This is a genomic window from Nocardia sp. JW2, from assembly GCF_051843015.1.
GTDB classification, from domain to species: domain Bacteria; phylum Actinomycetota; class Actinomycetes; order Mycobacteriales; family Mycobacteriaceae; genus Nocardia; species Nocardia coubleae.
This window is the reverse complement of record NZ_JBPXLK010000036.1, coordinates 1-24347: the sequence shown is the minus strand read 5'-3', so window position 1 is coordinate 24347 and position 24347 is coordinate 1. Positions and strand designations below refer to the sequence as shown.

Annotated in this window: 27 protein-coding genes; 7 read left to right on the top strand and 20 right to left on the bottom strand. The window is 68.6% G+C overall.

Going from position 1 to position 24347, the window contains the following annotated elements; translation table 11 throughout:
* Nucleotides 1-67 precede the first annotated feature (67 nt).
* Together ACSVDM_RS28985 and nadA are read right to left on the bottom strand one after the other, a co-directional pair.
* Nucleotides 68-1786, bottom strand: coding sequence for an L-aspartate oxidase (locus ACSVDM_RS28985; protein ID WP_439268920.1), 1719 nt, complete (start codon nt 1784-1786; stop codon nt 68-70).
* A 32-nt stretch (nt 1787-1818) separates the two neighbouring features.
* A complete protein-coding gene (nadA, locus tag ACSVDM_RS28980; RefSeq protein ID WP_067498729.1) occupies nt 1819-2856 on the bottom strand; it encodes a quinolinate synthase NadA in 1038 nt (345 codons plus the stop codon).
* Nucleotides 2857-2934: 78 nt separating this feature from the next.
* Here nadA and ACSVDM_RS28975 point away from each other — a divergent pair, with 78 nt between their 5' ends.
* Together ACSVDM_RS28975 and ACSVDM_RS28970 are read left to right on the top strand one after the other, a co-directional pair.
* On the top strand, nt 2935-3651 hold the full coding sequence (locus tag ACSVDM_RS28975) for an NUDIX hydrolase (protein WP_067498728.1): 717 nt from the start codon (nt 2935-2937) through the stop codon (nt 3649-3651).
* Nucleotides 3652-3709: 58 nt separating this feature from the next.
* A complete protein-coding gene (locus ACSVDM_RS28970; RefSeq protein ID WP_067644803.1) occupies nt 3710-4201 on the top strand; it encodes a nitroreductase/quinone reductase family protein in 492 nt (163 codons plus the stop codon).
* Nucleotides 4202-4204: 3 nt separating this feature from the next.
* Here the strand turns inward: ACSVDM_RS28970 and ACSVDM_RS28965 are convergent, their stop codons facing one another.
* The 5 genes from ACSVDM_RS28965 to bioB all read right to left on the bottom strand — a co-directional run bounded on the left by ACSVDM_RS28965 (nt 4205) and on the right by bioB (nt 6989).
* Nucleotides 4205-4363 (bottom strand): hypothetical protein, encoded by a 159-nt coding sequence (locus tag ACSVDM_RS28965; RefSeq protein WP_439268919.1) that lies wholly within the window; start codon nt 4361-4363, stop codon nt 4205-4207.
* An 88-nt stretch (nt 4364-4451) separates the two neighbouring features.
* A complete protein-coding gene (locus tag ACSVDM_RS28960; protein ID WP_439268918.1) occupies nt 4452-4985 on the bottom strand; it encodes a DUF1353 domain-containing protein in 534 nt (177 codons plus the stop codon).
* A gap of 70 nt (nt 4986-5055) precedes the next feature.
* On the bottom strand, nt 5056-5694 hold the full coding sequence (locus tag ACSVDM_RS28955) for a DUF2567 domain-containing protein (protein WP_439268917.1): 639 nt from the start codon (nt 5692-5694) through the stop codon (nt 5056-5058).
* Between the two features lie 11 nt (nt 5695-5705).
* On the bottom strand, nt 5706-5915 hold the full coding sequence (gene bsaP / locus ACSVDM_RS28950; protein WP_067498764.1) for a biotin synthase auxiliary protein BsaP: 210 nt from the start codon (nt 5913-5915) through the stop codon (nt 5706-5708).
* A gap of 60 nt (nt 5916-5975) precedes the next feature.
* Nucleotides 5976-6989 (bottom strand): biotin synthase BioB, encoded by a 1014-nt coding sequence (gene bioB, locus ACSVDM_RS28945; protein ID WP_067498720.1) that lies wholly within the window; start codon nt 6987-6989, stop codon nt 5976-5978.
* 139 nt (nt 6990-7128) lie between these two features.
* Between bioB and ACSVDM_RS28940 the strand changes: the two genes are divergently transcribed.
* A complete protein-coding gene (locus ACSVDM_RS28940; RefSeq protein ID WP_067498719.1) occupies nt 7129-7713 on the top strand; it encodes a TetR/AcrR family transcriptional regulator C-terminal domain-containing protein in 585 nt (194 codons plus the stop codon).
* A 4-nt stretch (nt 7714-7717) separates the two neighbouring features.
* On the opposite strand, the gene ACSVDM_RS28935 is transcribed toward ACSVDM_RS28940, so the two are convergent.
* Both ACSVDM_RS28935 and ACSVDM_RS28930 read right to left on the bottom strand, forming a co-directional pair.
* Nucleotides 7718-8854, bottom strand: a complete 1137-nt coding sequence (locus tag ACSVDM_RS28935; RefSeq protein WP_439268916.1) for an alpha/beta fold hydrolase — start codon at nt 8852-8854, stop codon at nt 7718-7720.
* Between the two features lie 45 nt (nt 8855-8899).
* Nucleotides 8900-9658: a helix-turn-helix domain-containing protein gene (locus ACSVDM_RS28930; RefSeq protein ID WP_439268914.1), complete on the bottom strand. Its 759-nt coding sequence runs from the start codon at nt 9656-9658 to the stop codon at nt 8900-8902.
* A gap of 62 nt (nt 9659-9720) precedes the next feature.
* Here ACSVDM_RS28930 and ACSVDM_RS28925 point away from each other — a divergent pair, with 62 nt between their 5' ends.
* On the top strand, nt 9721-10311 hold the full coding sequence (locus ACSVDM_RS28925) for a TIGR03086 family metal-binding protein (RefSeq protein ID WP_439268913.1): 591 nt from the start codon (nt 9721-9723) through the stop codon (nt 10309-10311).
* 30 nt (nt 10312-10341) lie between these two features.
* Here ACSVDM_RS28925 and ACSVDM_RS28920 read toward each other — a convergent pair whose 3' ends face one another.
* The 5 genes from ACSVDM_RS28920 to ACSVDM_RS28900 are packed head-to-tail and all read right to left on the bottom strand — an operon-like array spanning nt 10342 to nt 15610.
* Nucleotides 10342-11517 (bottom strand): MFS transporter, encoded by a 1176-nt coding sequence (locus ACSVDM_RS28920; protein ID WP_439268936.1) that lies wholly within the window; start codon nt 11515-11517, stop codon nt 10342-10344.
* Between the two features lie 52 nt (nt 11518-11569).
* The gene (locus ACSVDM_RS28915; protein WP_439268935.1) at nt 11570-12922 is read right to left on the bottom strand and encodes an LLM class flavin-dependent oxidoreductase; all 1353 of its coding nucleotides are present in this window, start codon (nt 12920-12922) and stop codon (nt 11570-11572) included.
* Entirely contained in the window at nt 12916-13683 is a 768-nt protein-coding gene (locus ACSVDM_RS28910; RefSeq protein WP_439268912.1) for an ABC transporter ATP-binding protein, read from the bottom strand. The genes ACSVDM_RS28915 and ACSVDM_RS28910 overlap by 7 nt, the downstream gene beginning before the upstream one ends.
* Nucleotides 13659-14519, bottom strand: coding sequence for an ABC transporter permease (locus tag ACSVDM_RS28905; protein WP_439268911.1), 861 nt, complete (start codon nt 14517-14519; stop codon nt 13659-13661). The genes ACSVDM_RS28910 and ACSVDM_RS28905 overlap by 25 nt, the downstream gene beginning before the upstream one ends.
* Nucleotides 14519-15610, bottom strand: coding sequence for an ABC transporter substrate-binding protein (locus ACSVDM_RS28900; RefSeq protein WP_439268910.1), 1092 nt, complete (start codon nt 15608-15610; stop codon nt 14519-14521). The genes ACSVDM_RS28905 and ACSVDM_RS28900 overlap by 1 nt, the downstream gene beginning before the upstream one ends.
* 237 nt (nt 15611-15847) lie before the next feature.
* Here ACSVDM_RS28900 and ACSVDM_RS28895 point away from each other — a divergent pair, with 237 nt between their 5' ends.
* The 3 genes from ACSVDM_RS28895 to ACSVDM_RS28885 are packed head-to-tail and all read left to right on the top strand — an operon-like array spanning nt 15848 to nt 18728.
* On the top strand, nt 15848-16879 hold the full coding sequence (locus ACSVDM_RS28895) for a FecCD family ABC transporter permease (RefSeq protein WP_439268909.1): 1032 nt from the start codon (nt 15848-15850) through the stop codon (nt 16877-16879).
* Nucleotides 16876-17697: an ABC transporter ATP-binding protein gene (locus tag ACSVDM_RS28890; RefSeq protein ID WP_439268908.1), complete on the top strand. Its 822-nt coding sequence runs from the start codon at nt 16876-16878 to the stop codon at nt 17695-17697. Before ACSVDM_RS28895 ends, ACSVDM_RS28890 begins: the two co-directional genes overlap by 4 nt.
* Nucleotides 17694-18728: an ABC transporter substrate-binding protein gene (locus tag ACSVDM_RS28885; protein WP_439268907.1), complete on the top strand. Its 1035-nt coding sequence runs from the start codon at nt 17694-17696 to the stop codon at nt 18726-18728. Before ACSVDM_RS28890 ends, ACSVDM_RS28885 begins: the two co-directional genes overlap by 4 nt.
* Before the next feature lie 4 nt (nt 18729-18732).
* On the opposite strand, the gene ACSVDM_RS28880 is transcribed toward ACSVDM_RS28885, so the two are convergent.
* From ACSVDM_RS28880 to ACSVDM_RS28855, 6 genes are all read right to left on the bottom strand, one after another.
* On the bottom strand, nt 18733-19161 hold the full coding sequence (locus ACSVDM_RS28880) for a nitroreductase family deazaflavin-dependent oxidoreductase (RefSeq protein ID WP_067498711.1): 429 nt from the start codon (nt 19159-19161) through the stop codon (nt 18733-18735).
* A 32-nt stretch (nt 19162-19193) separates the two neighbouring features.
* On the bottom strand, nt 19194-20390 hold the full coding sequence (locus tag ACSVDM_RS28875; protein ID WP_439268906.1) for an ROK family protein: 1197 nt from the start codon (nt 20388-20390) through the stop codon (nt 19194-19196).
* Nucleotides 20391-20415: 25 nt separating this feature from the next.
* The gene (locus ACSVDM_RS28870; RefSeq protein WP_439268905.1) at nt 20416-21657 is read right to left on the bottom strand and encodes a sugar ABC transporter permease; all 1242 of its coding nucleotides are present in this window, start codon (nt 21655-21657) and stop codon (nt 20416-20418) included.
* Nucleotides 21654-22409 (bottom strand): ATP-binding cassette domain-containing protein, encoded by a 756-nt coding sequence (locus tag ACSVDM_RS28865; protein WP_067498705.1) that lies wholly within the window; start codon nt 22407-22409, stop codon nt 21654-21656. The genes ACSVDM_RS28870 and ACSVDM_RS28865 overlap by 4 nt, the downstream gene beginning before the upstream one ends.
* A complete protein-coding gene (locus ACSVDM_RS28860; RefSeq protein WP_439268904.1) occupies nt 22409-23494 on the bottom strand; it encodes a sugar ABC transporter substrate-binding protein in 1086 nt (361 codons plus the stop codon). The genes ACSVDM_RS28865 and ACSVDM_RS28860 overlap by 1 nt, the downstream gene beginning before the upstream one ends.
* Nucleotides 23495-23710: 216 nt before the next feature.
* Nucleotides 23711-24157 carry an SRPBCC domain-containing protein gene (locus ACSVDM_RS28855; protein ID WP_084457577.1) on the bottom strand — a complete coding sequence of 149 codons (447 nt, stop codon included), beginning with the start codon at nt 24155-24157 and terminating at the stop codon, nt 23711-23713.
* Nucleotides 24158-24347 lie beyond the last annotated feature (190 nt).

Here is a 24347-nt window from a genome sequence, read left to right as displayed (position 1 = left end):
ATCGGCCTGCGCGAGACCGTCGACGACCTCCCCGCACTGCGGTTGTCATCGGAACGGCCGACGACGCTCATCGCGCGCAAACCACCGCGGTAGCTGCCGGCATAGCCGACACATCGAATCCACCCTGCGGATCGAGGCGGACGATCGTGCTGTGCCGCCGGCCGTCGACAGCATCCGGGTGGTCCGTGCGGGTGTGACACCCTCGGCTCTCGGCGCGCACCGCCGCCGCACGCAACAGCGCCCGAGCGGTGACGGTCAACGCCGCGTCCTCGACATACCGCAGATGTCGCGCCCACACGGACGCGGATTCGCCGGCGTCCCCGAAAGCCACACCGGGCTCGGACTGCATCACCCCGCGAGAGTCGGTCAGCCCGGCCGCACCGGGTACCGACACCACGTCGGAAGCGGGCGGCCGCGCCTCACCGGAACAGGGATCCGGCACCGTCACAGTTCCGATCGCCGCCTCGATGCGCTCGAGCGCGTGCGCCAGACCGTCCCCGTCACGGACCACCGAGGCATGTTCGGTCATCGCCTGCTGCACAACCGCCCGCTCAGCGAATTCGGCTGTCCACGAACCGATCTCCGTAACCCGGGCCCGCACGCCAAGGCGTTCCACGGCGGCCGCGCCCGCACGTTCACCGACGACGAGCCCCTCGAGCAGGCTGTTGGACGCCAACCGGTTCGCCCCGTGCAGTCCGGTCCTGGCGACCTCGCCCGCCGCGTACAGCCCGGGCACTTCGGTGCGCCCGTACGTATCGGTCGATACTCCACCGCACTGGTAATGCGCGGCGGGCGCGACCGGAATCAGCTGTTGGGCCGGGTCGATACCCGCGGCCAAGCAGGATGCGGTGATCGTCGGGAACCGCTGCGCGAAACCGGGGAGATGACGCGCGTCGAGGAACACGTGATCGGTACCGAGCGCCCGCATCCGCGCCGCGATGGCCCGCGAAACCACGTCGCGTGGTGCGAGATCACCACGAGGATGGACCCCGGCGGTCACCGAATCACCGTGGGAGTCGACGAGTTTCGCACCCTCGCCGCGCACGGCCTCACTGATCAGCGGCCGCCGCCCGACCCCACCGGGGGTGAAGAGCACCGTCGGATGGAACTGCACGAATTCGAGATCGGCCACCGCCGCTCCCGCCCACAGCGCCAGCGCCACCCCGTCACCGGTGGCGCCGGGCGGATTGGTGCTCGCGGCGTAGAGTTGCCCGAGCCCACCGGTGGCCAGCAGCACCGAGGGTGTGTGCACCACGCCGAAACCGTTGTCCGACACCGCGACAACACCGCACACGCCCTCCGGACCGGTCACCACCCGCAGCGCGGCGGCACCGAAGAGCACCGGCAGTCCGGCGGCATTGAGCGCCCGCTGCACCTCCGCGCCGGTGGCGTCACCGCCGGCGTGAATGATGCGCCGCGTGCTGTGCCCACCCTCGCGGGTACGCGAGATCTGCCCGTCACGGCCGAGGTCGAAGACCGCGCCCAGGTCGGTCAGCGCCGCGATCGCCGCCTGACCGCCCTCGACGATCGAGCGCACCGCGTCGATCTCGCACAGTCCGGCACCGGCCTCGACCGTGTCGTGCACATGCGAGTCGACCGAATCACCTTGCGGTGCGACAACGGCGATGCCGCCCTGCGCGTACTGGGTGGAGGTGTCGGTGGGGCCGCCCTTGCTGAGGGTGAGCACCCGCAGGCCACGCAGCGAGGCGGTGCGGGCCGCGGTGAGCCCGGCGACGCCACCGCCGATCACCACCAGGTCGGCCTCGGCCTCCCACGAGACGTTCATGATCGTCTATCCGCTCGATCGCGCGGGGGAGATCACTCCCCACCGCCGGGATTGCCGATCGCGATCATCCGCTGCACCGACGCGCGACCGGCCTCGGCCATGGCCGGGTCGACGTGCACCTCGTCGGCGTTCTCCACCAGGCAGCGCAACAGCGCGGCGGGGGTGATCATCTTCATGTACTTGCAGGAGGCGCGGTCGTTCACGGCCTGGAAGTCGATGCCGGGCGCGGCCTTGCGCAGCTGGTGCAGCATGCCGACCTCGGTCGCCACCAGCACCTGGTTCGACGTGGACGCCTTGGCCGCGTCGATCATGCCGCCGGTCGAGAGGATGTGCACCCGCTCGGCCGGGAACGCGCCCTCACCCGCGAGGTAGAGCGCCGAGGTGGCGCAGCCGCACTCCGGGTGCACGAACAGTTCGGCGTCGGGGTGGGTGCGGGCCTGCTCGGTGAGTTCGTCACCGTTGATGCCCGCGTGCACGTGGCACTCACCGGCCCAGATGTGCATGTTCTCGCGGCCGGTGACCCGTTTGACGTGCGCGCCGAGGAACTGGTCGGGCAGGAAAAGCACTTCGGTGTCCGGGTCGATCGAGGCGACCACGTCGACGGCGTTCGACGACGTGCAGCAGATGTCGGTGAGCGCCTTCACCTCGGCCGTGGTGTTCACGTACGACACCACCATCGCCCCCGGGTGCTCGGCCTTCCAGGCGCGCAGTTCCTCGGCGGAGATGGAGTCGGCCAGCGAGCAGCCGGCCCGCTGGTCCGGGATGAGCACGGTCTTGGCCGGGCTGAGAATCTTGGCGGTCTCGGCCATGAAGTGCACACCGCAGAACACGATGGTGTCCTCCGGCGCCTCGGCCGCGATCCGCGAGAGGGCGAGCGAGTCGCCGACGTGGTCGGCCACGTCCTGGATCTCGGGCAGCTGGTAGTTGTGCGCGAGGATGGTGGCGTTGCGCTCACGCGCCAGCCGCCGCACCTCCTTCGCCCACTCCGGCGTCGCTTCGACACCCGCGTATCCGCCGGGTCCGTCGAAGACCGAACCCATCAGCGTCGGCTGCGTAGTCGTCGTCGCCATGGTGGCTCCCTTCCTCGTGCGAGCGGCATCCGCGCCACGATTCGCACCAAACCAGGTTTTCGACTTAGAATCGAAAACGTGCCCCATAGTAACACCATCCACGAATCGCTCACCGCGGTGTTCCAGGTTCGCCGCTTCGGCTCCGACGTTTCCGCAGGTAGAAACGGTAAGCACCCCGAGCTGGCGGTCTTGCTGTGGGAACGCGCGCTCGATCCACAGAAGGGAACGTGGTCGCTACCCGGCGGCAGGCTGCGCGACGACGAGGACCTCGACACCTCGGCCAGGCGTCAGCTCGCCGAGAAGGTCGACGTGCGCGAACTGGCCCACCTCGAGCAGCTGTCGGTGTTCAGCGCCCCCGACCGCGTGCCCGCCCCGCGACGCATCGCCTCGGCGTACCTGGGCCTGGTCCCGCTGACCACGGAACCCGAACTACCCGCCGACACCACCTGGCACCCGGTGTCGAATCTGCCGGACATGTCCTTCGACCACCGCACCGTCGTCGACCACGCCCGTACCCGCCTGGCCGCCAAACTCTCCTACACCAATATCGCCTTCGCCCTTGCCCCCGACACCTTCACCATGTCGACGCTGCGCGAAATCTACTGTGCCGCACTCGGATACGACGTGGACACCACCAACCTCCAACGCGTCCTCACCCGCCGCAAGGTCATCACCCCCACCGGTGCGACGGCACCCTCCGGCCGCGCGGGCGGGCGCCCCGCCGCCCTCTACCGCTTCACCGACTCGGGCCTACGCGTCACCGACGAATTCGCCGCCCTCCGCCCGCCCACCTGACCTCGGCGGACGTTGTCGGCGGCCCGAACTTGTCGGTGGTCGCTGTCACACTGCTCGTATGGACAACAACGCGGCGGATACGAAAAAAGTCACCTCCTACGACGATCCGGATGCCCCCTGGAACAAGGAATTCTCGGCCGAGGAGATGACCGGCTGGAACGACGACGTCATCACCGAGTTCCGGGAGAACGGCGGCCAGGTGGGCGGTGACTACGCGGGCGCCACCCTGCTGTTGCTCACGACCACGGGCGCGAAAAGCGGTAAGCCCCATGTGGTTCCGCTCGGCGCGCTGTATCGGGGAGATGTGCTGTACGTGTCGTCGTTCATCGAAGACCGGTACCCGGCCTGGTACCACAACGCCAAGGCGAACCCGAGTGTGACGATCGAGCTCGGCGGGGAGAAGTTCCCGGCCAGGGCCGACGTGCTCACCGGCGAGCGGTACGACGAGTTCGCCGCCTGGGCGCTCAGCGAGAACCCCCTGCTCGCCGACTACCAGTCCAAGGTGGACAAGCCGCTGCCGCTGGTGGTGCTGACCCGCGAAGCCGCGTAGCCGTCAGGATTCGTAGCGCCGATCACGGTGCTTGGTGGAGCGTCGGTAGGTGCGGCCACTCGGCACCGCGGTCGCCGCGGACGAACTGCGCAGTGCGTGGCGCTTGCGCCAAGCTGCCAGATCTGGCCGCTCGACGGGTACCCGCTTGTCTTCGGTCTTCATGTCCAGGTCCTCCCCCGAAATTCGTCGTCCCCAGGGTAGGCAGCGGGTCCGACGGAATCCACCGATTTACCGGCCCGCACGGATGCGGTCAGGCCGTTTTCATCTGGGGCGCGGGCGGCGGAACCTCGCTGCGGGTGGCGACCCGGCCGACCGCCCAGAAGAGCAGCTCCACGAACCAGAACACCACGAGTGCCGTGGTCACCACCACGACCGGGACGGCGAGGAACAGCACCGAGGGAACCGCGATCAGGAACCAGCCGAGGACATCGCCCGCCGTCGCCCCACGCAGGCGCGAACCGAATCGCACCGCGGCCCACATCATCCAGCGGCGCGGGATCGACACACCGGCTTCCCGAAGGCTGCGCCGGAACAGTCCGTCGGCGTCCGCCGGCCCGACTTCGCCTGTGCGGCACAGATAGTCGTGCAGGATCGCGGCGCGGGTGTAGGCGCCGTAGCGGGGTATGAGCCAGACGAGCGCACGGGGCACCGAGGCGAAGTCGGTGCGGAATCCCGCGGGCACAGTGAAAGTTTCGACCGCACCTCGATAGGTGAGCGGCTGGGTGAGCCGCCAGAATTTCGCATCGATCCCCTCGACGACGGGACCACCACCGATGAATGCCACGACTGCTCCTCTCGAGCCGCGCGCAGTCTCTCTACCTGCCGATATGCCGATGGTAGCGCGGTGGGGAGGCTCAGCCCCGAGGTTGCGAACTCGGGTCGAAATCGCCGCTGGGCCGATACTGTTCGGCTCCGTAGGGCAGGCGATAGTCCTCGTCGTCGAAATCGGCGGGGCGCAGATCACCGAGCAGCCCCGCCGCTCCCGACCCGAGGTCGGTGGCGGGATGCAGGGCGGCGAGGAACAGCAGCACGAGCGCGGCGAGGAACGGTTGCACGAGCAGCGCCATGTCCGTACCGATTTCGGCGGGCAGGGCGATGATCTGACCGACAGGCGGGTCATCGGGCCGCGGATACCGCAGGCCCGCAACCCATTCCCCCATCCACATCATGATCGCCGCACCGAGCGCCGAGGCGAACAGCAGTCCGAGCACGAGCGCGGGCCCACGCACGATCCGCACCCGCCAGGCCGCGATCGTGGTGAGCACCGCCACCGCCGCACCGATACACAGGAACATGCCGACGGCGTCGAACAGATGCATGCTCTCGCCGGTGAGCACCGCGGCCCGGCCGGGCTGGGTCACCCGCAACCGTTCGGTCGGTGCGAGCAGACCCCACACCACACCGGCGGCGGCGCTCACCGCGAGAACGGCGACGATCACGGCACCGACGCCGATCACCTCGCGGCGCAGCACCTGCGGCCGTGGCTCGCTCACCGCGTCCACCACTACCGGCGTTCCAGCTGGGCCGATTCGGTGACGCCGTGCCGCGAGCACTTGGCCCACCAGCCGTCGGGGCTGATCTGCACGACCATCCGGCGCCCGCACTGCTCACAGAACCGTGGCGGTTCCAGCCCGAGCGCGGCGGCCGCGGGCATCGCGTCGTCGAGCCCTGGCACGATCCGCTTGCCCGTGAACGGGTTGTAGCGTTCGTCCATGGCGGTCACCTCCTCGGTCGCCGTGTCGGCCCTGGTCGATTCCCGATCGTACACAGCGATTTACAGCGTTTCGTTGAGCGCCTTGATCGGCATCTTCAGTTCACCGAGCAGGTCGAGGTCGGATTCGGCGGGCCGGCCGAGGGTGGTCAGGTAGTTGCCGACGATCACCGCGTTGATGCCGCCGAGCATGCCCTGCTTGGCGCCGAGGTCGCCGAGGGTGATCTCGCGACCGCCCGCGAAACGCAGGATGGTGCGCGGCAGCGCGAGCCGGAAAGCGGCGATCGCGCGCAGCGCGTCGGCGGCGGGCAGCACCTCGAGGTCACCGAAGGGGGTGCCGGGGCGGGGGTTGAGGAAGTTCAGCGGCACCTCGTCGGGCTCGAGCGAGGCCAGCTGCGCGGCGAATTCCGCGCGCTGCTCGATGGTCTCGCCCATGCCGAGGATGCCGCCGCAGCACACCTCCATGCCGGCTTCGCGCACCATGCGCAGGGTGTCCCAGCGCTCCTCGTAGGTGTGGGTGGTGACGACCTTCGGGAAGTGCGACTTGGCGGTCTCGAGGTTGTGGTTGTAGCGGTGCACGCCCATGGCGGCGAGCTGGTCGACCTGCTCCTGGTTGAGCATGCCCAGCGAGCACGCCACCTGGATGTCGACCTCGTTGCGGATGGCCTCCACACCGGCGGCGACCTGTGCCATCAGCCGCTCGTCGGGCCCGCGCACGGCGGCGACGATGCAGAACTCGGTGGCGCCGGTCTTGGCGGTCTGCTTGGCGGCCTCGACCAGGCTGGGGATGTCGAGCCAGGCGGCGCGCACGGGCGACTGGAACAGGCCCGACTGCGAGCAGAAGTGACAGTCCTCGGGGCAGCCGCCGGTCTTGAGGCTGATGATGCCCTCGACCTCGACCTCGGGCCCACACCACTTCATGCGGACCTCGTGGGCCAGCTCGAGCAGCGCTTCGAGCTGGTCGTCGCCCAGGCGCAGCACCTCGACGGTCTGTTCCTCGGTGAGGCCGACGCCGCGCTCGAGCACCTGCTCACGGGCGATGGCGAGAATGTCGGTACGGACGGGTGCCTGCGTCACGACGTGATGTCCCTTCGTCGGGGGCGTGCACGCGCCGCTGGTGATGGTGGTGGCCGTGCAACTTGAACGGTGTTCAGGATAGGGTAGCGGGAAGTAGTGAGTCACGACACTCGGGTCGCGAATCGGCGGAAGGACACCTGTGCAGCTGCGGAAGACGGACGTGGTCGACGCCGCGGTGACGATTCTGGATCAGTACGGGCTGGCGGATCTGACGATGCGCAGGTTGGCCGGGTCGCTCCAGGTGCAGCCGGGGGCGCTGTACTGGCACGTCAAGGACAAGCAGTCGCTGCTCGGCGCGGTGGCCGACCGGATCCTCGCACCCATGGACGAGCCGATCGCCGCCACCGAGTGGCCCGAGCAGCTCACCGAGCTCGCGCATCGGCTGCGCGACTGCCTGCTCGCCTACCGTGACGGTGCCGAACTGGTCTCGGCGACCTACGCGTCACGGCTGACCACGAGCAAGGCGCGAGAACGGCTGGCGGGCATCGTGATCCGGGCGGGCATGACGAGGGAGGAAGCCGAACTCACGGCCTACACCCTGCTCTACTACGTACTCGGCCAGACCGTCGACGAACAGTCGCGCATGCAGATGGACTCGGTCGGCGCCCTGCCCGCCGACAACACTCCCCTGTTCGAGACACCGGACGCCACCGCGCGATTCGACTTCGGCCTGCAGTTGTTCATCGCCGGGGTGCGCACCATCCTCGGTTCCCGAGTGCGCTGATTCCTCACCGGCGGTCGCGGACCGCCTGCTGATAGCGGAACAGGAACGGCAGCACCTGCGACTCGATCGCGGCGTTGTATTCGCGCGGACGCTGGATCGGGTTGGCGTGACCGGTTCCGTTCGCCCGCACCACGAGCAGGTTGCCGCCGGGCCCGCCCGCGTGCTCGGTGAGCACCCGATGCGAGGACTCGACGTCGACTACGTCGTCGCGAGCGGCGTCGCGGGGGCGGATGAACACGATGGCCGGACGTTCACGGTCAGGGTTGGGGCGAGCCAGCGCCCGCAGATCGGCGGCGCCACCGCCCGCAACGATGGCCAGGAACTGCGATTCGATCAGGCCGTTGCTCGCCGCGTTCTCGGAGAAGATCTTGTCGCGCAACACTTCTTCGGTCACCTCGCGCAGTTCACCGAAGTCGATCCCGGGCAGCGGGGCACCGGGGACGGTGAAACGTTCACGCCGGGCGGCCATTTCGACAGTGAAGCGCAGCAGCCTGCTCTCCCGCGCGCCCGGCAGCCAGCCGGTCCAGCGCAGCAGTTCGGCTCCGCGACTGCGACTTTCGGGGCGAACGGCGTGGAGGTCGATCGGGGTGCAGTCGAGAACCACCCCGACCAATCGCCGATCACTGCCCAGATGGATGTGGCGGGCCACCTCGAGCGCGACCACCCCGCCCATGCTGTGCCCCACGAGCACGATATTGCGCACGGCGCCGTAGCGGGCGGCACGCACGATCATGTCGGCGATGACCTTGGTGTCGATGCCGGCGTCGTCGTAACGCACCGCCCACACCACACCGAGCCGGTTCAGCACGGGTAGCGCCGACGCGGTCGGGACGGCGTTCACCCCGCCGAGGCCGACCAGATCGACCACCGCGGTGTCCCAATCCCGGGAGTCGGCGGGCAACGACACCGGCAGCAGATCGGGTGCGGTCTGTTCGAGCCGAGCCCGCTCGGGCATCACGTCGTACTTCCAGTACTGGGCGAACACGATGAGCCCGACGAGGACCACCCCCACCGCTCGCATCGCCATCATCCGGACGCGCCCGCAGCGCCGGAGTCCTACCCGGGTTTCACGCAGCCGTGCCCGCCGTCGCGCGTCGTCGTAGTCCGCGACGGTGGACGGATGCCGCTCGAACGTCGACATATCTCCACTGTAGGGGCGCCCGCCGGGGCCCCGGCCCGACGATCGTCAGCCGCCGAAGCCGTCGTATCGCTGTGCGTAACCCGTCGGCGGCTCCCCGAAAACGGTGCGGAAATCCCGGCTGAGGTGGGCTTGGTCGGCGTATCCGAGGTCGGCGGCCAGCTCCGCCCAGTCGACCTCGTCCCCGGTCGCGAGGCGCTCGGTGATCTCCCGCAGCCGATACCGCCGAATCACCCATTTCGGACTGATTCCGACGTACTCCGCGAACAGCCGCTGCAGCCCGCGCACCGTGGTCCCGAACCGATCCGCCACCTCGTCGACCCTGGTCACGGTGGGGTCGGCGGCGATACCGGCCACCACCCGCGCCGCGAGATCGGCGCGGGAATCGGGCGCGGGCAGCCGGGCTTCGAGGAACCGGCAGGCCGCTTCGGCATCGGTGAGACTTGTCACGCTGGGTCCGAAAACCGTTGTGGCGTCGATCGTCCGGTCGCGCAACGACGCGACGGATGCGCCGAGGAACGGCCGGAACATCCCCGGCCGGAAGGCGACCCCGAACACGCAGCCGATGCCGGAGAGCTCTCGATACACGTGCGAGGACGACGGGCCGTGCAGTTCGGCGCGTCCGTCCCGACAGGTGAGGTGGACATTCGGCAGCGGTACGACCAGCTGGCGGTAGGGCCGGTCGTAATTCCAGGCGACCGCCCAGAACCGTTCCACGTATCCCGCCAGCTCGGCGGGCGGCTCGGTGAAGGTGTGGCGTTGCGAGGTCCGCCACGCACCGCCGAGTTCCCGTGGGTCTCGCTGCACGCCGGGAGTGTATGTCGCGTTTGTTCAAGACACGGGTGGGCGGCCGGTGGTTGGCTGGCCCTATGTCCGAGAACGAACGTGTGGCCCGCGCTGCGGTGCCGTTGTCGAAGATCATCCGAACTGTCACACCGGATCAGCTGACCGCGCCGACACCATGTGCCGAGTTCGATGTGCGTGCTCTGCTCAATCACCTGTTGTTCTGGGGCCCGTCGCTGATCGGGGCCGGTCGTAAGGAAAGTGTTCCGCCGCCTGCCGCTGCCGAATCCGACGTCGACCTGGTCACCGCGGAGTGGGCGGCGGCCCTCGAAACGCAGCTCGACGAACTCGCCACCATCTGGGGCGACCCCGCGGCGTGGAAGGGCGTCACCCACATGGGTGGCCCGACGGAACTGCCCTCGGCGATGATCGGCGGGATGGTCGTCGGCGAGCTGATCGTGCACGGCTGGGACCTGTCCCGAGCGCTCGGCACGCCGGTGTCGTGGGACGACGATCTCCTCGCGGACGTCTACGCCGAAACCGCCGCCACCGCCGAGCAAGGGCGCGGCATGGGAATCTACGGTCCCGAAGTACCGGTCTCCCCCGATGCTCCGCTCATCGACCGGATCCTCGGTGTCACCGGTCGCGATCCCGGGTGGCAGCCACCGGTTCGATAGCCGACAGCCGTGGGCCGCGGGGTTTCCTGGTCAGCCGTCGGTACGCGAGATCGGCCCGGGAAACCACCGATACATCGCGACCGACCCGAGCCCGAGGATGACCGCGAGTAGACCACCGGCGGCGGCCAGCCCGGCGAAGGCGCCGACCAGCCCGACCGCGACCGGCCCGGCGAACATCCCGGCGTCGTGGGTCACGCGCCACGCGCCGAGAAATTCGGCGCGCCGCTCCGGTGGGGCGGCGAACGCCCCGACGGTCATGATGAGACCGTTGCTCAACCCGTTCGCCAGGCCGAGCAGCATGGTGGCCGCGCCCATGGTGAGCACGGAATCGGTGAAAGGCAGTGCCGCGTAACCGGCGGCGAAACAGATGCCGCAGGCGACGCCGGTGACGCGGCTGCCCGCCCGGTCCAGCCACACCCCGGCCGGGTAGGACATGAGCACGTCGATCGCGCCCGCCAGCCCGAACAGCAGACTCGTCGTCGCGGCATCGATACCGAGGTGCACCGCCCACAGCGGCAGCAGCGCCGATCGCGACGCGCGCGCCGCCCCGACCGCGACCGCCGCGAGGCCGAGAGTGCCCAACGCCCTGCGGTTTTCGGAAACCACGGTGTGCAGCGGGTGTGACGACGGCTCGTCCGGTGCACCCGAGCGGATCGTCAGCATCGCCGTGGCCGCCACCACGGTGGTCACGAGCTGCAACCACAGTGCCCCGATCGGACCGAATCCGTGCACCAGTGCCGCACCGAGGAACGGCCCACAGAAGAATCCCAACCGGTGCGCGCCGGCCAATGTCGACATGGCTCGCCCACGCTGCTCCGGTGCGATCACCGAAACCAGATAGGTCTGTCGGGCCAGCCCCCACACCGCGCCCGCCGCACCGATGAGCAGCAAACCCACCGCCAGCACACCGAGATTCGACGCGAGGATCGCCGCGGCCACGCCGACCAGACCCAGCCCGCTGCCGACACCGATCGCGGCCCGCTCCCCGACCCGCGCGACGATCCGCCCGGCGGGCAGATCCGTGAGAACCATCCCGAGCCCGCTCAACGCGACGAGCAACCCGGCCGCACCCGCCGAGGCACCGAGATCGAGCGCCCGCAGCGCGTACATCGGTGCGGCGGCACCGGTCCCGATGCCGTACAACACCATCGGCGCGAAGACCGGCAGCACAAGCGTCCGCAGCCGAACAGGAGAATCGTCGAGCATCACCGCCCGGCAGCCGATCCATCGCTATGAGCCGGACAACAACTTTCGTCGCTCATCCAACACTCGCCGGTTCGGGCGCGAATCGGCTCGCGGGCCGGGCGAGACCGAAGTGATCGCGCAATGTCGTTCCCGAGTACTCGGTGCGGAACAGGCCGCGCTCCTGCAGGATCGGCACCACCGTCGAGGTGAACACCTCTAGCCCGCCGGGGTACCAGGGCGGCATCACATTGAATCCGTCGGCCGCGCCGTGGGTGAACCATTCCTCGATAGTGTCAGCGATCTGCTCAGGGGTTCCGGCGATCACCCGGTGCCCGCGCGCACCGGCCAGCCGGTGCAGCAACCCGCGCAGCGTCGGCCGTTCGCGCTCGACGATTCCGGCCACCACCTGCAGCCTGCTGCGCGCGTTGTCGGTGACATCGCCCGCCCCGGCGAAGACCTCCACGGGCACCACCTCGTCGAGCGCGTACCCGCGCAGCGACGTCCCGGTGATCGATTCCAGTTGCTTCAACCCGTATTCCGGCACGGTGAGCTCGTTGAACTCACGCTCCAGCCGCCGCGCCGCGGACTCGGTGTCGGCGATGAACGGGCTGATGCCCGGCAGGATCCGCACCTCCCCGGCGTCGCGCCCGTACTCCGCGGCCTTGGCCTTGATGTCGGCGTAGAAGGCCTGGGCATCCGAAAGGCGCTGGTGCGCCGTGAAAATCGCCTCGGCGTACCGGCCGGCGAACGCACGGCCCTCGTTGGAGGCACCGGCCTGCACCAGCACCGGGCGTCCCTGTGGTGTCCGGGCCGAACTGAAAGGTCCACGCACACGTAGGTATTCACCGACGAAATCGATCGGATGGATCTTGTCCGCGTCCGCGTAGATGCCCGCCGCCCGGTCGAGCACGATCGCGTCGTCCTCCCAGCTGTCCCACAGCGCGACCACCGCGTCGACGAATTCCCGCGCCCTGGCATACCGCTCCCGATGGTCGGGATGCCGGTCTAGACCGAAATTGGCTGCCGCCACGTCGGTTCCGGTGGTCACGATGTTCCAGCCGGCCCGGCCGCCCGAGATGTGGTCGAGCGAGGAGAACAACCGTGCGAGGTTGTACGGCTCGTAGTAGGTGGTCGACGCCGTGGCGATGAGACCCAGATGCGTGGTGGCGGACGCGATCGCGGTGAGCAGCGTGATCGGTTCGAGCCCGGGCGCGGCATTGTGGCGCACATCGGTACGCAAGGCGGGGCCGTCGGCGAAGAACACCGCGTCCAGCTTCGCCGCCTCCGCGGTGCGCCCGATCTCCTGGTAGTAGGTCACGTCGTAGATGCGGTCCGGCCGGCTGTCGGGATGCCGCCACGCGGCCTCGTGATGACCGGACGGGTAGATGAAGGCGTTCAGACTCAATTGCCGCGGTGCGTTCACGATGCCTGCTTCACTGTCTCGAGGTCGGTGGTGTCCACGCCGAGTCCGGCCAGCAGCACCTCACGCAACCGGATGAACTCGGGGTGGGCGTGCCTGCGCGGTCGGGCGATGTCGATGCGCTGATCGATGGCGATGCGGCCCTCGTCGAGGACAAGCACCCGGTCGGCCAGCAGCAGTGCCTCGTCCACGTCATGGGTCACCAGCAACACGGCGGGCCGGTGCCGTGCGCACAGCGCCTGCAGCAGCGAGTGCATGCGGATCCTGGTGAGGGCGTCGAGCGCGCCGAACGGTTCGTCGGCCAGCAACAGTTCCGGCTCACGCACCAGCGATCGGGCCAGCGCCACCCGCTGTTGTTCGCCACCGGAAAGCTCACGGGGCCAAGCCTTCTCGCGCCCACCGAGGCCCACCTCGGCCAGCGCTGACCGGCCGCGCTCGGCGGCGTCGCGGCCGGTGAGTCCGAGCACCACATTGTCGAGTACCCGTGCCCAGGGCAGCAGCCGCGAATCCTGGAACACCACAGCGCGCCGCCCGGGAACGGTCAGTTCTCCGGACCCTGGTACCTGCCCGTCGAGTTCGGCCAGGGCGCGCAACAGCGTGCTCTTACCGGACCCGCTGCGCCCCAGCAGCGCCACGAACTCTCCACGACGGATCGCAATATCTATACCCCGCAATATGACGCGCTGCCCGAAGCCCCGGGTGAGACCCCTGGTCCGCACCACCGCGCGGTCGTCGCGCTCGATCAGTCGCCCAGCGTCTGTCGCCATGCCAGCACCTTCCGTTCCGTTGCCCGCACGGCGAGGTCGCCGAAGAGTCCGAGAAGTCCGTAGATCACCAGGCCGACGACGATCACGTCGATCTGCCCGTAGGTGCGCGCCTGCGTCATCAGGTATCCGATGCCGCTGGTCGCGTTCACCTGTTCGACGACCACCAGCGCCAGCCACGAAATGGTGACCGCGAGCCGCAGCCCGAGAAAGAAGCCGGGCAGCGACCCGGGCAGTGCGACACGGCGCAGGAATCCCCACCGCGACAACCCGACCGTCTCGGCCAGCTCCACATAGCGCGCGTCCACACCGCGCAGATACGCGTGGGTGTTGAGGTAGATCGGGATCAGCACGCTGGTCGTGATGACGATCAGCTTCATCTCCTCACCGATCCCGAACCACACGATGAACAGCGGGATCAGCGCCAACGTCGGAATGGCGCGCTTGATCTGCACCGGGCCGTCGACCAGCGCCTCCCCGATCCGGCTCAACCCCGCGATCAGCGCGAGCACCACCCCGATCACCACACCGAGCACCAGCCCGATCGCCGCCCGTTGCAGCGAGGTGAGCAGATTGGACTGCAGTCGCCCGTCCGCGATCAGCTCCCCCGCCGTCCGCGCGACCGTCCACGGTGCGGGCAAAGTCTCGGGATCCAGTGCACCAGTGGCCGATCCGGCGACCCACGCGCCGACGAGCAACGCCGGACCGAGCGCGAAACCGAACGGAATGGGCTTGCCGGGGCCGAGCCTTCGCTTACCACGTCCACGCGGAGCCAATTCGGGCTCGCCAGTCCGGTGTGCCCGTACGCGCCGCACCACACCGGCTTCGAGGGTCGCCATCAGCTCACCGCCCCGGCGAAGGCCGCGCCGCTCGCGGTGACGGCCTCCGTGACCGCCGCGTCGAAACGCAGGTCGAAACCGTCGGCGGCGGTGATCTTCTTCGGCAACTCACCGGCGGCATCGATCGCGTCGATCGTGCTCTGTTGACGCGCGACCAACTGCGGGTCCAGGTGCGGGAACGTATAGGTGCCGAGCGATTCCACGATCCGCCGCGCGTCGTCGGGGCTCACCTTCTGGTTGCGCACGTAGTACGCGTCGGCCCATTCGGCGCTGTGGGTGTTGGTCCAGTGCCAGGCCCGCACGAACGCGCCGACCAAGGCCCGGGTCGCGGCCGCTTTCGCCGGATCCTGCACCACGGCACGCCGCGCGTACAGATAGGCGAGCCCGCTGTAGATGCCGCTCGTCTCCGAATCCGGGATCAGAGACGCGCCGGGAGTGCGCAGCAACCTGGTCACATTCGGTTCGATCAGCGGCGCCACATCGACCTGCCCGGTGCGCACCGCGTCGAGGAACTCCGCGAGCTGCAACCGGATCAATTGCACGTCACCGGTTTTCAGACCCGCCTTGCTCAGCGCCTTCAACACCGCCGCCTGCTGGGCGGTGCCCTCGGCGTAGGCGATCTTGCGCCCCTTCAGGTCCGTGAGCTTCGTGATCGACAAGCCCGGGGCGACAGCGAGTTTCAGCGCCTGCGGGTTGGTCTGGTACGAACCGACGATCGGCACGTCCTGTCCCGCCGCGAGTGCGTGGATCGGCGGTACGTCACCAACCTGGCCCACATCGGCCGCCCCGGCGCGGAACGCCTCGAGGATCGCGGGCCCGCCGACGAAGTTCGCGAATTCGATCTTGAAGGGCAGCTTGTCCAGCTCACCCGAGAGCCGAAGCGCGTTCTGCAACCGCTCCTGCTGGTCGGCGACCACGAGGGTGGTGCCCGGCGGCACCTCGGTCGGCAGCGGCGCGTCGGGGGTGCCGAGCGGCTTGTCGTCACCGCCCGCGCATCCGGTCAGGCCGAGAGTCGCGGCGGTGGTCACCGCGAGGAACGCGGCGGTGACGCGGCCACGCAGGCCGTGCCCGGAGGTGTTCGATCGGTACATACCCGGATTCAAGCAACCGGACAAACCGGCGAACACCCTTTGCCTTACCGTGAGCCGAACCCGGCGCTGTGCGGCACCCGGTGCCGCGCTACAGTCGGTGAGTCATCCCCGGTGGGTGCGGGAATCCGGTGCAATTCCGGGACGGTCGCGCCACTGTGATCGCCTCACGGCGAAAGTCAGACCTCCCTCGCCGGGCACCCTCTGAAAGGGCCGCGCCTTGCCTCTGGAGAACCCGCGATGATCCGTGCACGGATCTCGCTCGCACTACCCGTGCTCGCGGTGCTGCTGCTGGTCGCCATGATCGCCGCCACCGGCTTCGGCGCGGAGACCGTTCCCGTGCGCGCGGTACTCGACACCCTCGGCGCCCGGCTCACCGGAACCACCCCCGCCGACCCCGGCATCGACACCATCGTCTGGCAGCTGCGCGTCCCACGCACCATCCTCGCCGCCGTGGTCGGTGCCGGTCTCGCGGTGGCGGGCGCCGCGATGCAGACCCTGGTCCGCAACCCGCTCGCCGACCCCTACCTGCTCGGCGTCTCCTCCGGCGCGGCCGTCGGCGCGGCGGCCGTCATCACCTCCGGCCTGTTCGCGGGTGCAGGCATGTGGGCGTTGTCCGGCGGTGCGCTGGCGGGCGCTTTCGGTGCGGCGACCCTCGTGTTCCTCATCGCCCTGGCGCAGGGCGGACTCACCCCGTTGCGGCTGGTGCTCACCGGTACCGTGCTCGGCTCGGCCTTCGCCGCGTGCAGCAGCTACCTGGTGTTCCGCAGCACCGATCCCGCCGCTGCCGAATCGGTGCTGTTCTGGCTGCTCGGCAGCCTCGCGGGCGCCGACTGGTCGATCCTTGGTCTCCCGCTGGTCGTCGTCGCGCTCTGTGCCACGATCCTGGTCGCGATCGCGGGCTGGCTCGACGCCCTCACCCTCGGCGCCGACACCGCCTCCTCCCTCGGGGTGCCGGTGACCGGCCTGCGGATCGGGTTGTTCGTGCTGCTCGCGGTGCTCGTCGGTGTGCTGGTCGCGGTGTCGGGTGGGATCGGTTTCGTCGGCCTGGTCGTCCCGCATGCCGCGCGCATGATCGTCGGCCCACGACATCGCGATCTGCTGCCCGCCTGCGCACTGTGCGGGGCGGTGTTCCTGGTGGTCGCCGATGCCGCCACCCGGGTGCTGGTGCGCCCCACCGAGATTCCGGTCGGTGTCCTCACCGGGCTCATCGGCGCCCCCACTTTCCTGCTGCTGATGGGCAGACGCCGCTACCGGTTCGGCACCTCATGAGCACCCACGAACCGGCCGCCGAGCCGCCGCTTCTCGAACACGGCAGGCTCCATGCGCGCGAGCTCACCTGCGCCATCGGCCGGCGCACTGTTCTCGCGGAGGTGGACTTCTCGATCGAGCCGGGTGAGACTGTCGGCATCGTCGGCCCGAACGGCAGCGGCAAAACCACGCTGCTGCGCACCTTGTCCGGTGTGCACCGCCCCCGTTCCGGCCGGGTACTCGTCGACGACCAGGTCCTGCACGATCTGCGGCCCCGCCGCCGCGCCGCGACCGTCGCGCTCGTCGCCCAGGACGAGATACCACCCGACGACATGCTGGTCGGCGAGGTCGTCGCGCTGGGGCTCACCCCATACCTGCCGCCGTGGGGTCTCGACGCACCACGCGAACAACAGCGGGTGACACAGGCTTTGGCGTCGGTCGACCTGCACGGCTTCGCCGGACGACCGGTGCGCCAACTCTCCGGTGGCGAACGTCAACGTGTCCTGCTGGCCCGCGCGCTCGTCCAGAACACCCCCGTCCTGCTGCTCGACGAGCCGACCAACCATCTCGACGTCACCCATCAGCTCGAATTGCTCACCCTGGTCCGCGGTCTGCGCCGCACGGTGGTGGCCGCCCTGCACGACCTGTCGCTGGCGGACCGCTATTGCGATCGGATCATCGTGCTGCACAAGGGACGTGCGCGTCCGCCCGCACCGCCGGCCGAAGCGCTCTCCCCCGCCGTCGTCGCCGCGGTGTTCGGTGTCGACGCCAACCGAGTCCGGCATCCGGTCACCGGCGAGGACCACCTGTTGATCACCCCGCGAGAGGCACGACGATGAACAAGAACCCCGGCCGGATCCTGGCCACCACCGCACTCGCCGTCGTACTCGCGGCCTGCGCCGGAACGTCCGCCGAATCCGCGACCACCGTGACGGTCCGCAATTGCGGTGTGGAGACCCGTTTTCCGGCACCCGCGCAGCGCATGTTCGTCAACGACGGCAATCTCATCTCGATGGTGCTGGCACTGGGTGCCCAGGATCAAGTGGCGGCGGTCTCCAGCGTCAAACGCGACGCGGCCACCCTGCGCGCCCACTACGGTGCCGAGATCGTCGACGGCCTCAATGATGTCGCTCCCGAATACCCTTCGCGCGAAACGGTTCTCGCGCAACGCCCCGACGTGATGGTCGCGGGCTGGAGCTACGGTTACGACGAGGCGAGCAACCTCACCCCCGCCTCCCTACGCAAGGACGGCATCGCCGCCTACGTGCTCACCGAGAGCTGCCGCCAGGCCGACGGGGGCGCCGCGCGCGGCACCGTCGAACCGTGGACGGCGCTGCGCACCGATCTCACCGATCTGGGTGTCATCACCGGCCGCACCGCCCGCGCGAGCGAGGTCACCGCCGATCTCGACACCAGGCTGGCGGCCCTCGCGGCCGCACCGAAACCGGCGAAGGCCCCCACCGTCTTCCTCTTCGACAGCGGCACCGACACCATCTACTCGAGCGGGAAATTCGGTGCACCCCAGGCGATCCTGGAGGCGGCGGGCGCCCGCAACATCCTCGACGACGTCGCCGACACCTGGACCAAGGTCTCCTGGGAGCGCCTGGCCGCCGCCGACCCCGACGCCATCATGTTCGTCGACTACCCCGGCCAGACCTACGCGCAGAAGGTCGACATACTGCGCGGCAAACCCGGCATCAACAACCTGCGGGCGGTGCGGGAGAGCCGCTTCTTCAACCTGCCCTACGCCCTGTGGACGAGCGGACCGCTCAATATCGACGCCGCCGAACAGATCCGCAAGCGATTGGAGGCCTGGAACCTGGTGCCCGCCTCGACCGTGGTCCCACGCGCCGACGACGCGGTGCGCTGACCGGTCAGCGTGGGGTGAGCAGGACCAGCGGGATCTCGCGGGTGGTCTTGGTCTGGTAGTCGCCGTATCCCTTGTACGTCGCGACGACCTGCGGCCACAGGTCCGCCCGTTCGGCTTCCGTCGCGACGCGGGCGATCATCGGTGTGCGCGGACCGTTCTGCACGGCGACTTCGACCTCGGGGTTGTCGCGCAGGTTCAGGAACCAGGCGGGATGGGTGGGATCGCCGCCGCGCGAGGCGACGACGACGATCCGGTCCTCCTCCAGGATCGGAGCCGTGAGCATCACCGAACGCGGCTGACCCGACTTGCGTCCGATCGTGGTGAGTTCGAGCGACGGCATCCCCATCACGGTCTTGCCGATTCGCCCACCGGTGACGGCGAGCAGCGCACGGTGAACGCCGTTCATGATCTTCAGCTGCAGGTCACTTGGCATATCGGCAAATCTACTCGGTGCTCGCACGCAGGTCAGCTGTTTTGCGCGCGGGCCAGGGTCTGCAACGGATCGGTGAGCAGCTCGGCGAAGGCCAGTTCGGCGGCGCCGACGAGCGGGGCGTCGTCGGCGAGCGCGGAGGTGCGCAACCGGACCCGCTCGCGGACCGCCAGTAGCCCGTTGACCGCCAGCCGGCTGCGCACCTGCGCCGCGGCAGCCAGGTAGATCTCACGCAGGACGCCACCGAACACCACCATGGTCGGGTTGAACACGTTGACCAGGTTGGCCACGCCGTACCCGAGCCAGTCCCCCACCTGGTGCAGCGCGTCGCGGGCGTCGGCGTCGCCGCGCGCCGCCGCGTCGACGATCGCCGCGACCGCCGCCCGGCCGGTCAGGTCGCTGCGACCGGCCGCCGCGATCAGGGCGAGCTCGCCGGCCTCGGCTTCCAGACAACCCCGCGAGCCGCACCGGCAGGCCCGGCCGCCGGGATTCACGATCATGTGCCCGACCTCGCCGCCGTATCCGCCTTCGCCACCGAGCAGTTCGCCACCCATGATGACGCCGCCGCCGATCCCGACCTCACCGTGCAGGTAGATCAGGTCGCGTACCCCCGCCCCGACACCACGTTCACGCTCGGCGATCGCCCCGAGGTTCGCGTTGTTGCCCACCGCGACAGGCACACCGAGGCTTTCGGACAGCAACGCCCCGACCGGCACATCCACCCACCCGATATTGGGCCCGTACCGCACCACCCCGTCGCGCTCGCGCACCATCCCGCAGAACGCGAGCCCCACACCGACACACACCGCACCTTTTGCCGCGGCGTCCATCATCGATTCCGTCATCCGCGCCAGTTCGGCGATCACCTCATCCGGATCGAAAGTGCCTGTGTCACGCGGCATTTCGCACCGGTCGATGATCGCACCACCCAGACCGACGCGCGCCACCGCGAGCCGGTCGGCACCCACGTCCAGCGCGAGGACATAGACCCGGTCGGATTCGGGGCGCACCACCAGCGACGGCCGCCCCGCTTTCCCGGTCTGTCCCGGCAACTCCTCCCGCACCAACCCCGCGGCGGCGAGGTCGGTGGTCAGGGCGAGGATCGTGCTGCGGTTCAAGCCCATTCGCTCGGCGAGCTCCGCCCGCGACAACGGTCCGCTCACGTGGACGTGGCGCAGCAGCACCGCGAGATTCCGGCGGCGGATCTCGTCCGGGGAGGGTGCTGCTTTCATCCGGCCCTCCCTTCCCCGTCGTCGGTCAACTTCCTGGCAGCGAACGCTTGCGCGACAGCGCGTCCACCCCCGCCGCGAGCAGCAGAACAAATCCTGTCACAACGAATTTCGTGCCCGCGCTGTAGCCCATCAGGCCCATCCCGTTGTTGATGACCGCCACCACGGCGGCACCGAGCACCGCGTCGAGCATCCGGCCGCGACCACCGAACAGGCTGGTGCCACCGATCACCGCCGCACCGACCGCCGTCAGCAACACATCGGACCCACCGGTGTTCGGATCGACCGAGTTGGCTCGCGACGCGGCGATCAAACCGCCGACCGCGGCCATCGTCGAACAGAGCACGAAGGCGCTGATCTTGATTCGGTCCACCGGAATGCCCGCGCGCCGAGCCGCTTCCACATTGCCGCCCACCGCGTAGATGTGGCGCCCGAACGAGGTGCGGTTGAGCACGAACGTCCACAGCAGCAACAACGCCACGATGATCGGCACCACGATCGGCATGCCCTGCAACGAGTTGACTTCGGGATTGCGGCTGCGTTCGTCGTTGAGGATCGCCACCGCGACACCGGCGACCACCGCCACCGCCGCGATCCGCAACGTCACCACCGCGGCACTCTCACCGGTGAGCCCGAGCTGGGTACGTGCCCGCAGCTTCCGGTACTGCACGAACCCGAACCCGGCAAGCAGCACCGCGTACATCGCCCAGCCGAGCAGCGGCGGCACGTTCTTGTTCGCGATGGCCAGGATGGTCTCGTCGTGGATGGAGATATTGCGCCCGTTGTCCATGATCTTGAGCGCCACGCCCTGCAGCGCCAGGAACGCCGCGAGGGTCACCACGAACGAGGGCACCCCGATCTTCACCACGATCGCCCCGATGGCCAGCCCGATCACCACACCGGTGAGCAGCGCGACGAGCACCGCCGAATACCAGGGCCAGCCCTTGTCGGTGAGCAGCACCGCGAGCACCGCCGCGCACACACCACTGGTGAACCCGGCCGACAGGTCGATCTCGCCGAGCAACAGTACGAAGATCAACCCCATGGCGATCACCGCGATGGCGGCGCCCTGGGTGAACAGATTCGCGATATTGCCCTGCGTCATGAACACCGGCCGCGCGATCCAGAACACCACCGACAGCACCACAAGCGCGATCACCGAGGGCAACGCCCCCATGTTCCCACTGCGCACCCGTCCGACATACGAGTTCACCAGTTCGCTGACCGGAGCCGTCGCGGCCGTGCTCTTGTCCGTCACCGTCGTGCTCATGCCTTCACCCCGAGACTGCCGCTGCGGCCGGAGGTGATCAGCTCGACCACCTGCGAATGGGTCACGTCGGTGGTGCGGACCTGCGCGGCCATCCGGCCCAGATACAACGCCGCGATCCGGTCGGAGACCGCGAACACGTCGTTCATGTTGTGCGAGATCAGCACCACCGCAAGCCCCTTGTCGGCCAGCCGTCGCACCAGTTCCAGCACCTGCTGGGTCTGGGCGACGCCGAGTGCGGCGGTCGGTTCGTCCAGAATCACCACCTTGCTGTTCCACAGCACCGCTTTGGCGATGGCCACGGTCTGACGCTGACCACCCGACAGGCTCGCCACCTTCTGCCGCACCGATTTGACGGTCCGCACCGACAGCCCGGCCAGGGTGCGCCCGGCCAGTTCCTCCATGCCGTATTCGTCGAGCACGATCCCGTGCTTGCGTTCGCGGCCGAGAAACATGTTCTGCACGATGTCGAGGTTGTCGCAGAGCGCAAGGTCCTGATACACGATCTCGATGCCGAGCTCGGCGGCGTCACGTGGGTTGCCGATCTGCACCGGCTCGCCCTCGAACAGGATCTCGCCCGCATCGATCGGATGGGTGCCGCCGATGCATTTGACCAGGGTCGATTTGCCGGCGCCGTTGTCGCCGACCAGCGCGGTCACTTCGCCTGGGTAGACCGAGAAATCAACCGTGTGCAAGACGTGGACGGGGCCGAAACTCTTGTCGATACCCCGTAATTCGATGACCGGGGTGTCCATCAGCGCACGCCGTTGTCGGCACAGAGCTTGGCGAATTCACCCGCGCACAGCTCGGCCTTGTCGACGAATCCGTCGGCGACCACATCGTTGACGTTGTTCTTGAAGATCGCCTTCGGCTCCAGCAGTACCGCGGGCACCTTCGTCTTCGACTCGGGGTCGTCGACGGTGCTGTTCGCCTCAGCCTTCTCCCCCTTGGCCAGCGCGATCGCGAGCTTCGCGCCCGCGGCGGCCTCGAGCTTGATCGCCTTGTAGACGGTCATGCACTGATCGCCGGCGAGCACGTTCTGCAGTCCCTGCACGGTCGCGTCCTGGCCCGTCACCGGCACCTGACCGTTGAGCTTCTGCTTCTTCAGCACCGCGATGGCGGCGTTGGCCAGCCCGTCGTTCGCCGCGACGACGCCGCCGAGGTTCGGTGTGCCGGTGAGCATCTGCTCGAAGATCGTGCCCGCCTTGGTGTTGTCCCACTCCGGCACGGCCTGGTCCGGCCCCTTCACCAGCTCGCCCGCGGCGAACTTCGGCGCCAAGGCACCGTCGTAGCCGTTCTTGAACAGGGTCGCGTTGTTGTCGGTCGGACCGCCGTTGAGATACGCGACGACGGGCTTCACGGCCTGCTTGTCGGTCAGACACTTGGCCAGACCATTGCCCATCAGCTCGCCGACCTTCACGTTGTCGAACGAGACGTAGTAGGGCGCACCGCCGCCCAGCGTGAGCCGGTCGTAGTCGATGACTGTGACACCCTGAGCCTTGGCCTTCTGGATCACGGCCTTGCCGGTGCCGCTGTCGAGGTTGGTGATCATCAGCACCGAGGCGCCGTTGGTGATCATCTGGTCGGCGATGGTCTGGAAGGCGTTCTTGTCGCCCTGCGCGTTCTGGATGTCGGCCTTGATCCCGGCCTCGTCGAACGCCTGCTGCAGGTACTTGCGGTCCGCCGTCTCCCACCGCGCCGAGGTCTTGCTGTCGGGCAGGATCACGCCGATCTTGGCGCCGCTGCCTGAGCTGGAGCTGCTGTCGTCACCACCGCAGGCGGTGACCGAGGTGAGAAGTGCGATCGAGACGGCCGCGATGCCGAAGATCCCCTGACGCATGAGGGTGGGCCTTTCGTGGAACCACCGCCCGCTGGGCGGACGAGCTGGAGCGAATGTTGTGCTCGACAACTTATTCGAGGCCGTCCGATTGCACAGCGGATTGAGCAAAGGATTTGTTGTCGGCGATAACAATCAAGCAACGAGCTGTCGCATGTCCGACCTCATGACCGATGAGAGAACGTCGGTCTCCGGTCGCGCTACCACAGCATCGGGGCGTTACGTCTGCTCCGCCATGGCCGCGAGCTTGGATAGTGCCGTGCGCCAGACGGCCTCGTTGTCGGCCGGATCCAGACCTGGTGGCAGGTCGTCGTGCACCACGTCCAGCTCGGTGCCACCGTCGGCCCCGTCGGACAGCGTGAAGACGACACTCTGTGCCCCTGCCAGTTCCGGCTTCTCGGTGACGAACTCCAGAACTTCGACGACCTCTTCGTCCTCGGTGAGGGCAAGGTAGCGCCCGTAGTAAGCGTCGTGCTGGGGTTCCTCACCGACGTCGTAGGACAGGGTGATCGAGAAGGAACCACCGACCTCGGGCTCGAACCGGTGCACCACCCCGGTCATGCCGTCGGGCACCATCCAGACCTTCACCGCATCCGGGTGGAGCAGCAGTCGGTATACGGTCGAGCGGGCCGCACGGATATGCGTCCGGATCTTGGTCGTAGCCATGATGCTTCACCGCCTTCCGCTCCATGTTGCGCCGAAGCCTAGCAGCTGGCCGCTCGTCGACAGCCCGTCGAAGGTGACGGGTCGGGACCACTCGGATAACACACAAGGGCACGGAAACGACGAAAGCCCCCTGACCGTAGTCAGAGGGCTTTCGTGAATGATTGTCCGGCGGTGTCCTACTCTCCCACAC

What these genes read in the sequence shown, in the direction of transcription:
- ACSVDM_RS28985 (WP_439268920.1), bottom strand. Translation starts at nt 1,786, where the DNA reads ATGAACGTCTCGTGGGAGGCCGAGGCCGACCTGGTGGTGATCGGCGGT.
- nadA (WP_067498729.1), bottom strand. Translation starts at nt 2,856, where the DNA reads ATGGCGACGACGACTACGCAGCCGACGCTGATGGGTTCGGTCTTCGAC.
- ACSVDM_RS28970 (WP_067644803.1), top strand. Translation starts at nt 3,710, where the DNA reads ATGGACAACAACGCGGCGGATACGAAAAAAGTCACCTCCTACGACGAT.
- ACSVDM_RS28965 (WP_439268919.1), bottom strand. Translation starts at nt 4,363, where the DNA reads ATGAAGACCGAAGACAAGCGGGTACCCGTCGAGCGGCCAGATCTGGCA.
- bsaP (WP_067498764.1), bottom strand. Translation starts at nt 5,915, where the DNA reads ATGGACGAACGCTACAACCCGTTCACGGGCAAGCGGATCGTGCCAGGG.
- ACSVDM_RS28935 (WP_439268916.1), bottom strand. Translation starts at nt 8,854, where the DNA reads ATGTCGACGTTCGAGCGGCATCCGTCCACCGTCGCGGACTACGACGAC.
- ACSVDM_RS28925 (WP_439268913.1), top strand. Translation starts at nt 9,721, where the DNA reads ATGTCCGAGAACGAACGTGTGGCCCGCGCTGCGGTGCCGTTGTCGAAG.
- ACSVDM_RS28920 (WP_439268936.1), bottom strand. Translation starts at nt 11,517, where the DNA reads ATGCTCGACGATTCTCCTGTTCGGCTGCGGACGCTTGTGCTGCCGGTC.
- ACSVDM_RS28910 (WP_439268912.1), bottom strand. Translation starts at nt 13,683, where the DNA reads ATGGCGACAGACGCTGGGCGACTGATCGAGCGCGACGACCGCGCGGTG.
- ACSVDM_RS28905 (WP_439268911.1), bottom strand. Translation starts at nt 14,519, where the DNA reads ATGGCGACCCTCGAAGCCGGTGTGGTGCGGCGCGTACGGGCACACCGG.
- ACSVDM_RS28900 (WP_439268910.1), bottom strand. Translation starts at nt 15,610, where the DNA reads ATGTACCGATCGAACACCTCCGGGCACGGCCTGCGTGGCCGCGTCACC.
- ACSVDM_RS28895 (WP_439268909.1), top strand. Translation starts at nt 15,848, where the DNA reads ATGATCCGTGCACGGATCTCGCTCGCACTACCCGTGCTCGCGGTGCTG.
- ACSVDM_RS28890 (WP_439268908.1), top strand. Translation starts at nt 16,876, where the DNA reads ATGAGCACCCACGAACCGGCCGCCGAGCCGCCGCTTCTCGAACACGGC.
- ACSVDM_RS28885 (WP_439268907.1), top strand. Translation starts at nt 17,694, where the DNA reads ATGAACAAGAACCCCGGCCGGATCCTGGCCACCACCGCACTCGCCGTC.
- ACSVDM_RS28880 (WP_067498711.1), bottom strand. Translation starts at nt 19,161, where the DNA reads ATGCCAAGTGACCTGCAGCTGAAGATCATGAACGGCGTTCACCGTGCG.
- ACSVDM_RS28875 (WP_439268906.1), bottom strand. Translation starts at nt 20,390, where the DNA reads ATGAAAGCAGCACCCTCCCCGGACGAGATCCGCCGCCGGAATCTCGCG.
- ACSVDM_RS28870 (WP_439268905.1), bottom strand. Translation starts at nt 21,657, where the DNA reads ATGAGCACGACGGTGACGGACAAGAGCACGGCCGCGACGGCTCCGGTC.
- ACSVDM_RS28865 (WP_067498705.1), bottom strand. Translation starts at nt 22,409, where the DNA reads ATGGACACCCCGGTCATCGAATTACGGGGTATCGACAAGAGTTTCGGC.
- ACSVDM_RS28860 (WP_439268904.1), bottom strand. Translation starts at nt 23,494, where the DNA reads ATGCGTCAGGGGATCTTCGGCATCGCGGCCGTCTCGATCGCACTTCTC.
- ACSVDM_RS28855 (WP_084457577.1), bottom strand. Translation starts at nt 24,157, where the DNA reads ATGGCTACGACCAAGATCCGGACGCATATCCGTGCGGCCCGCTCGACC.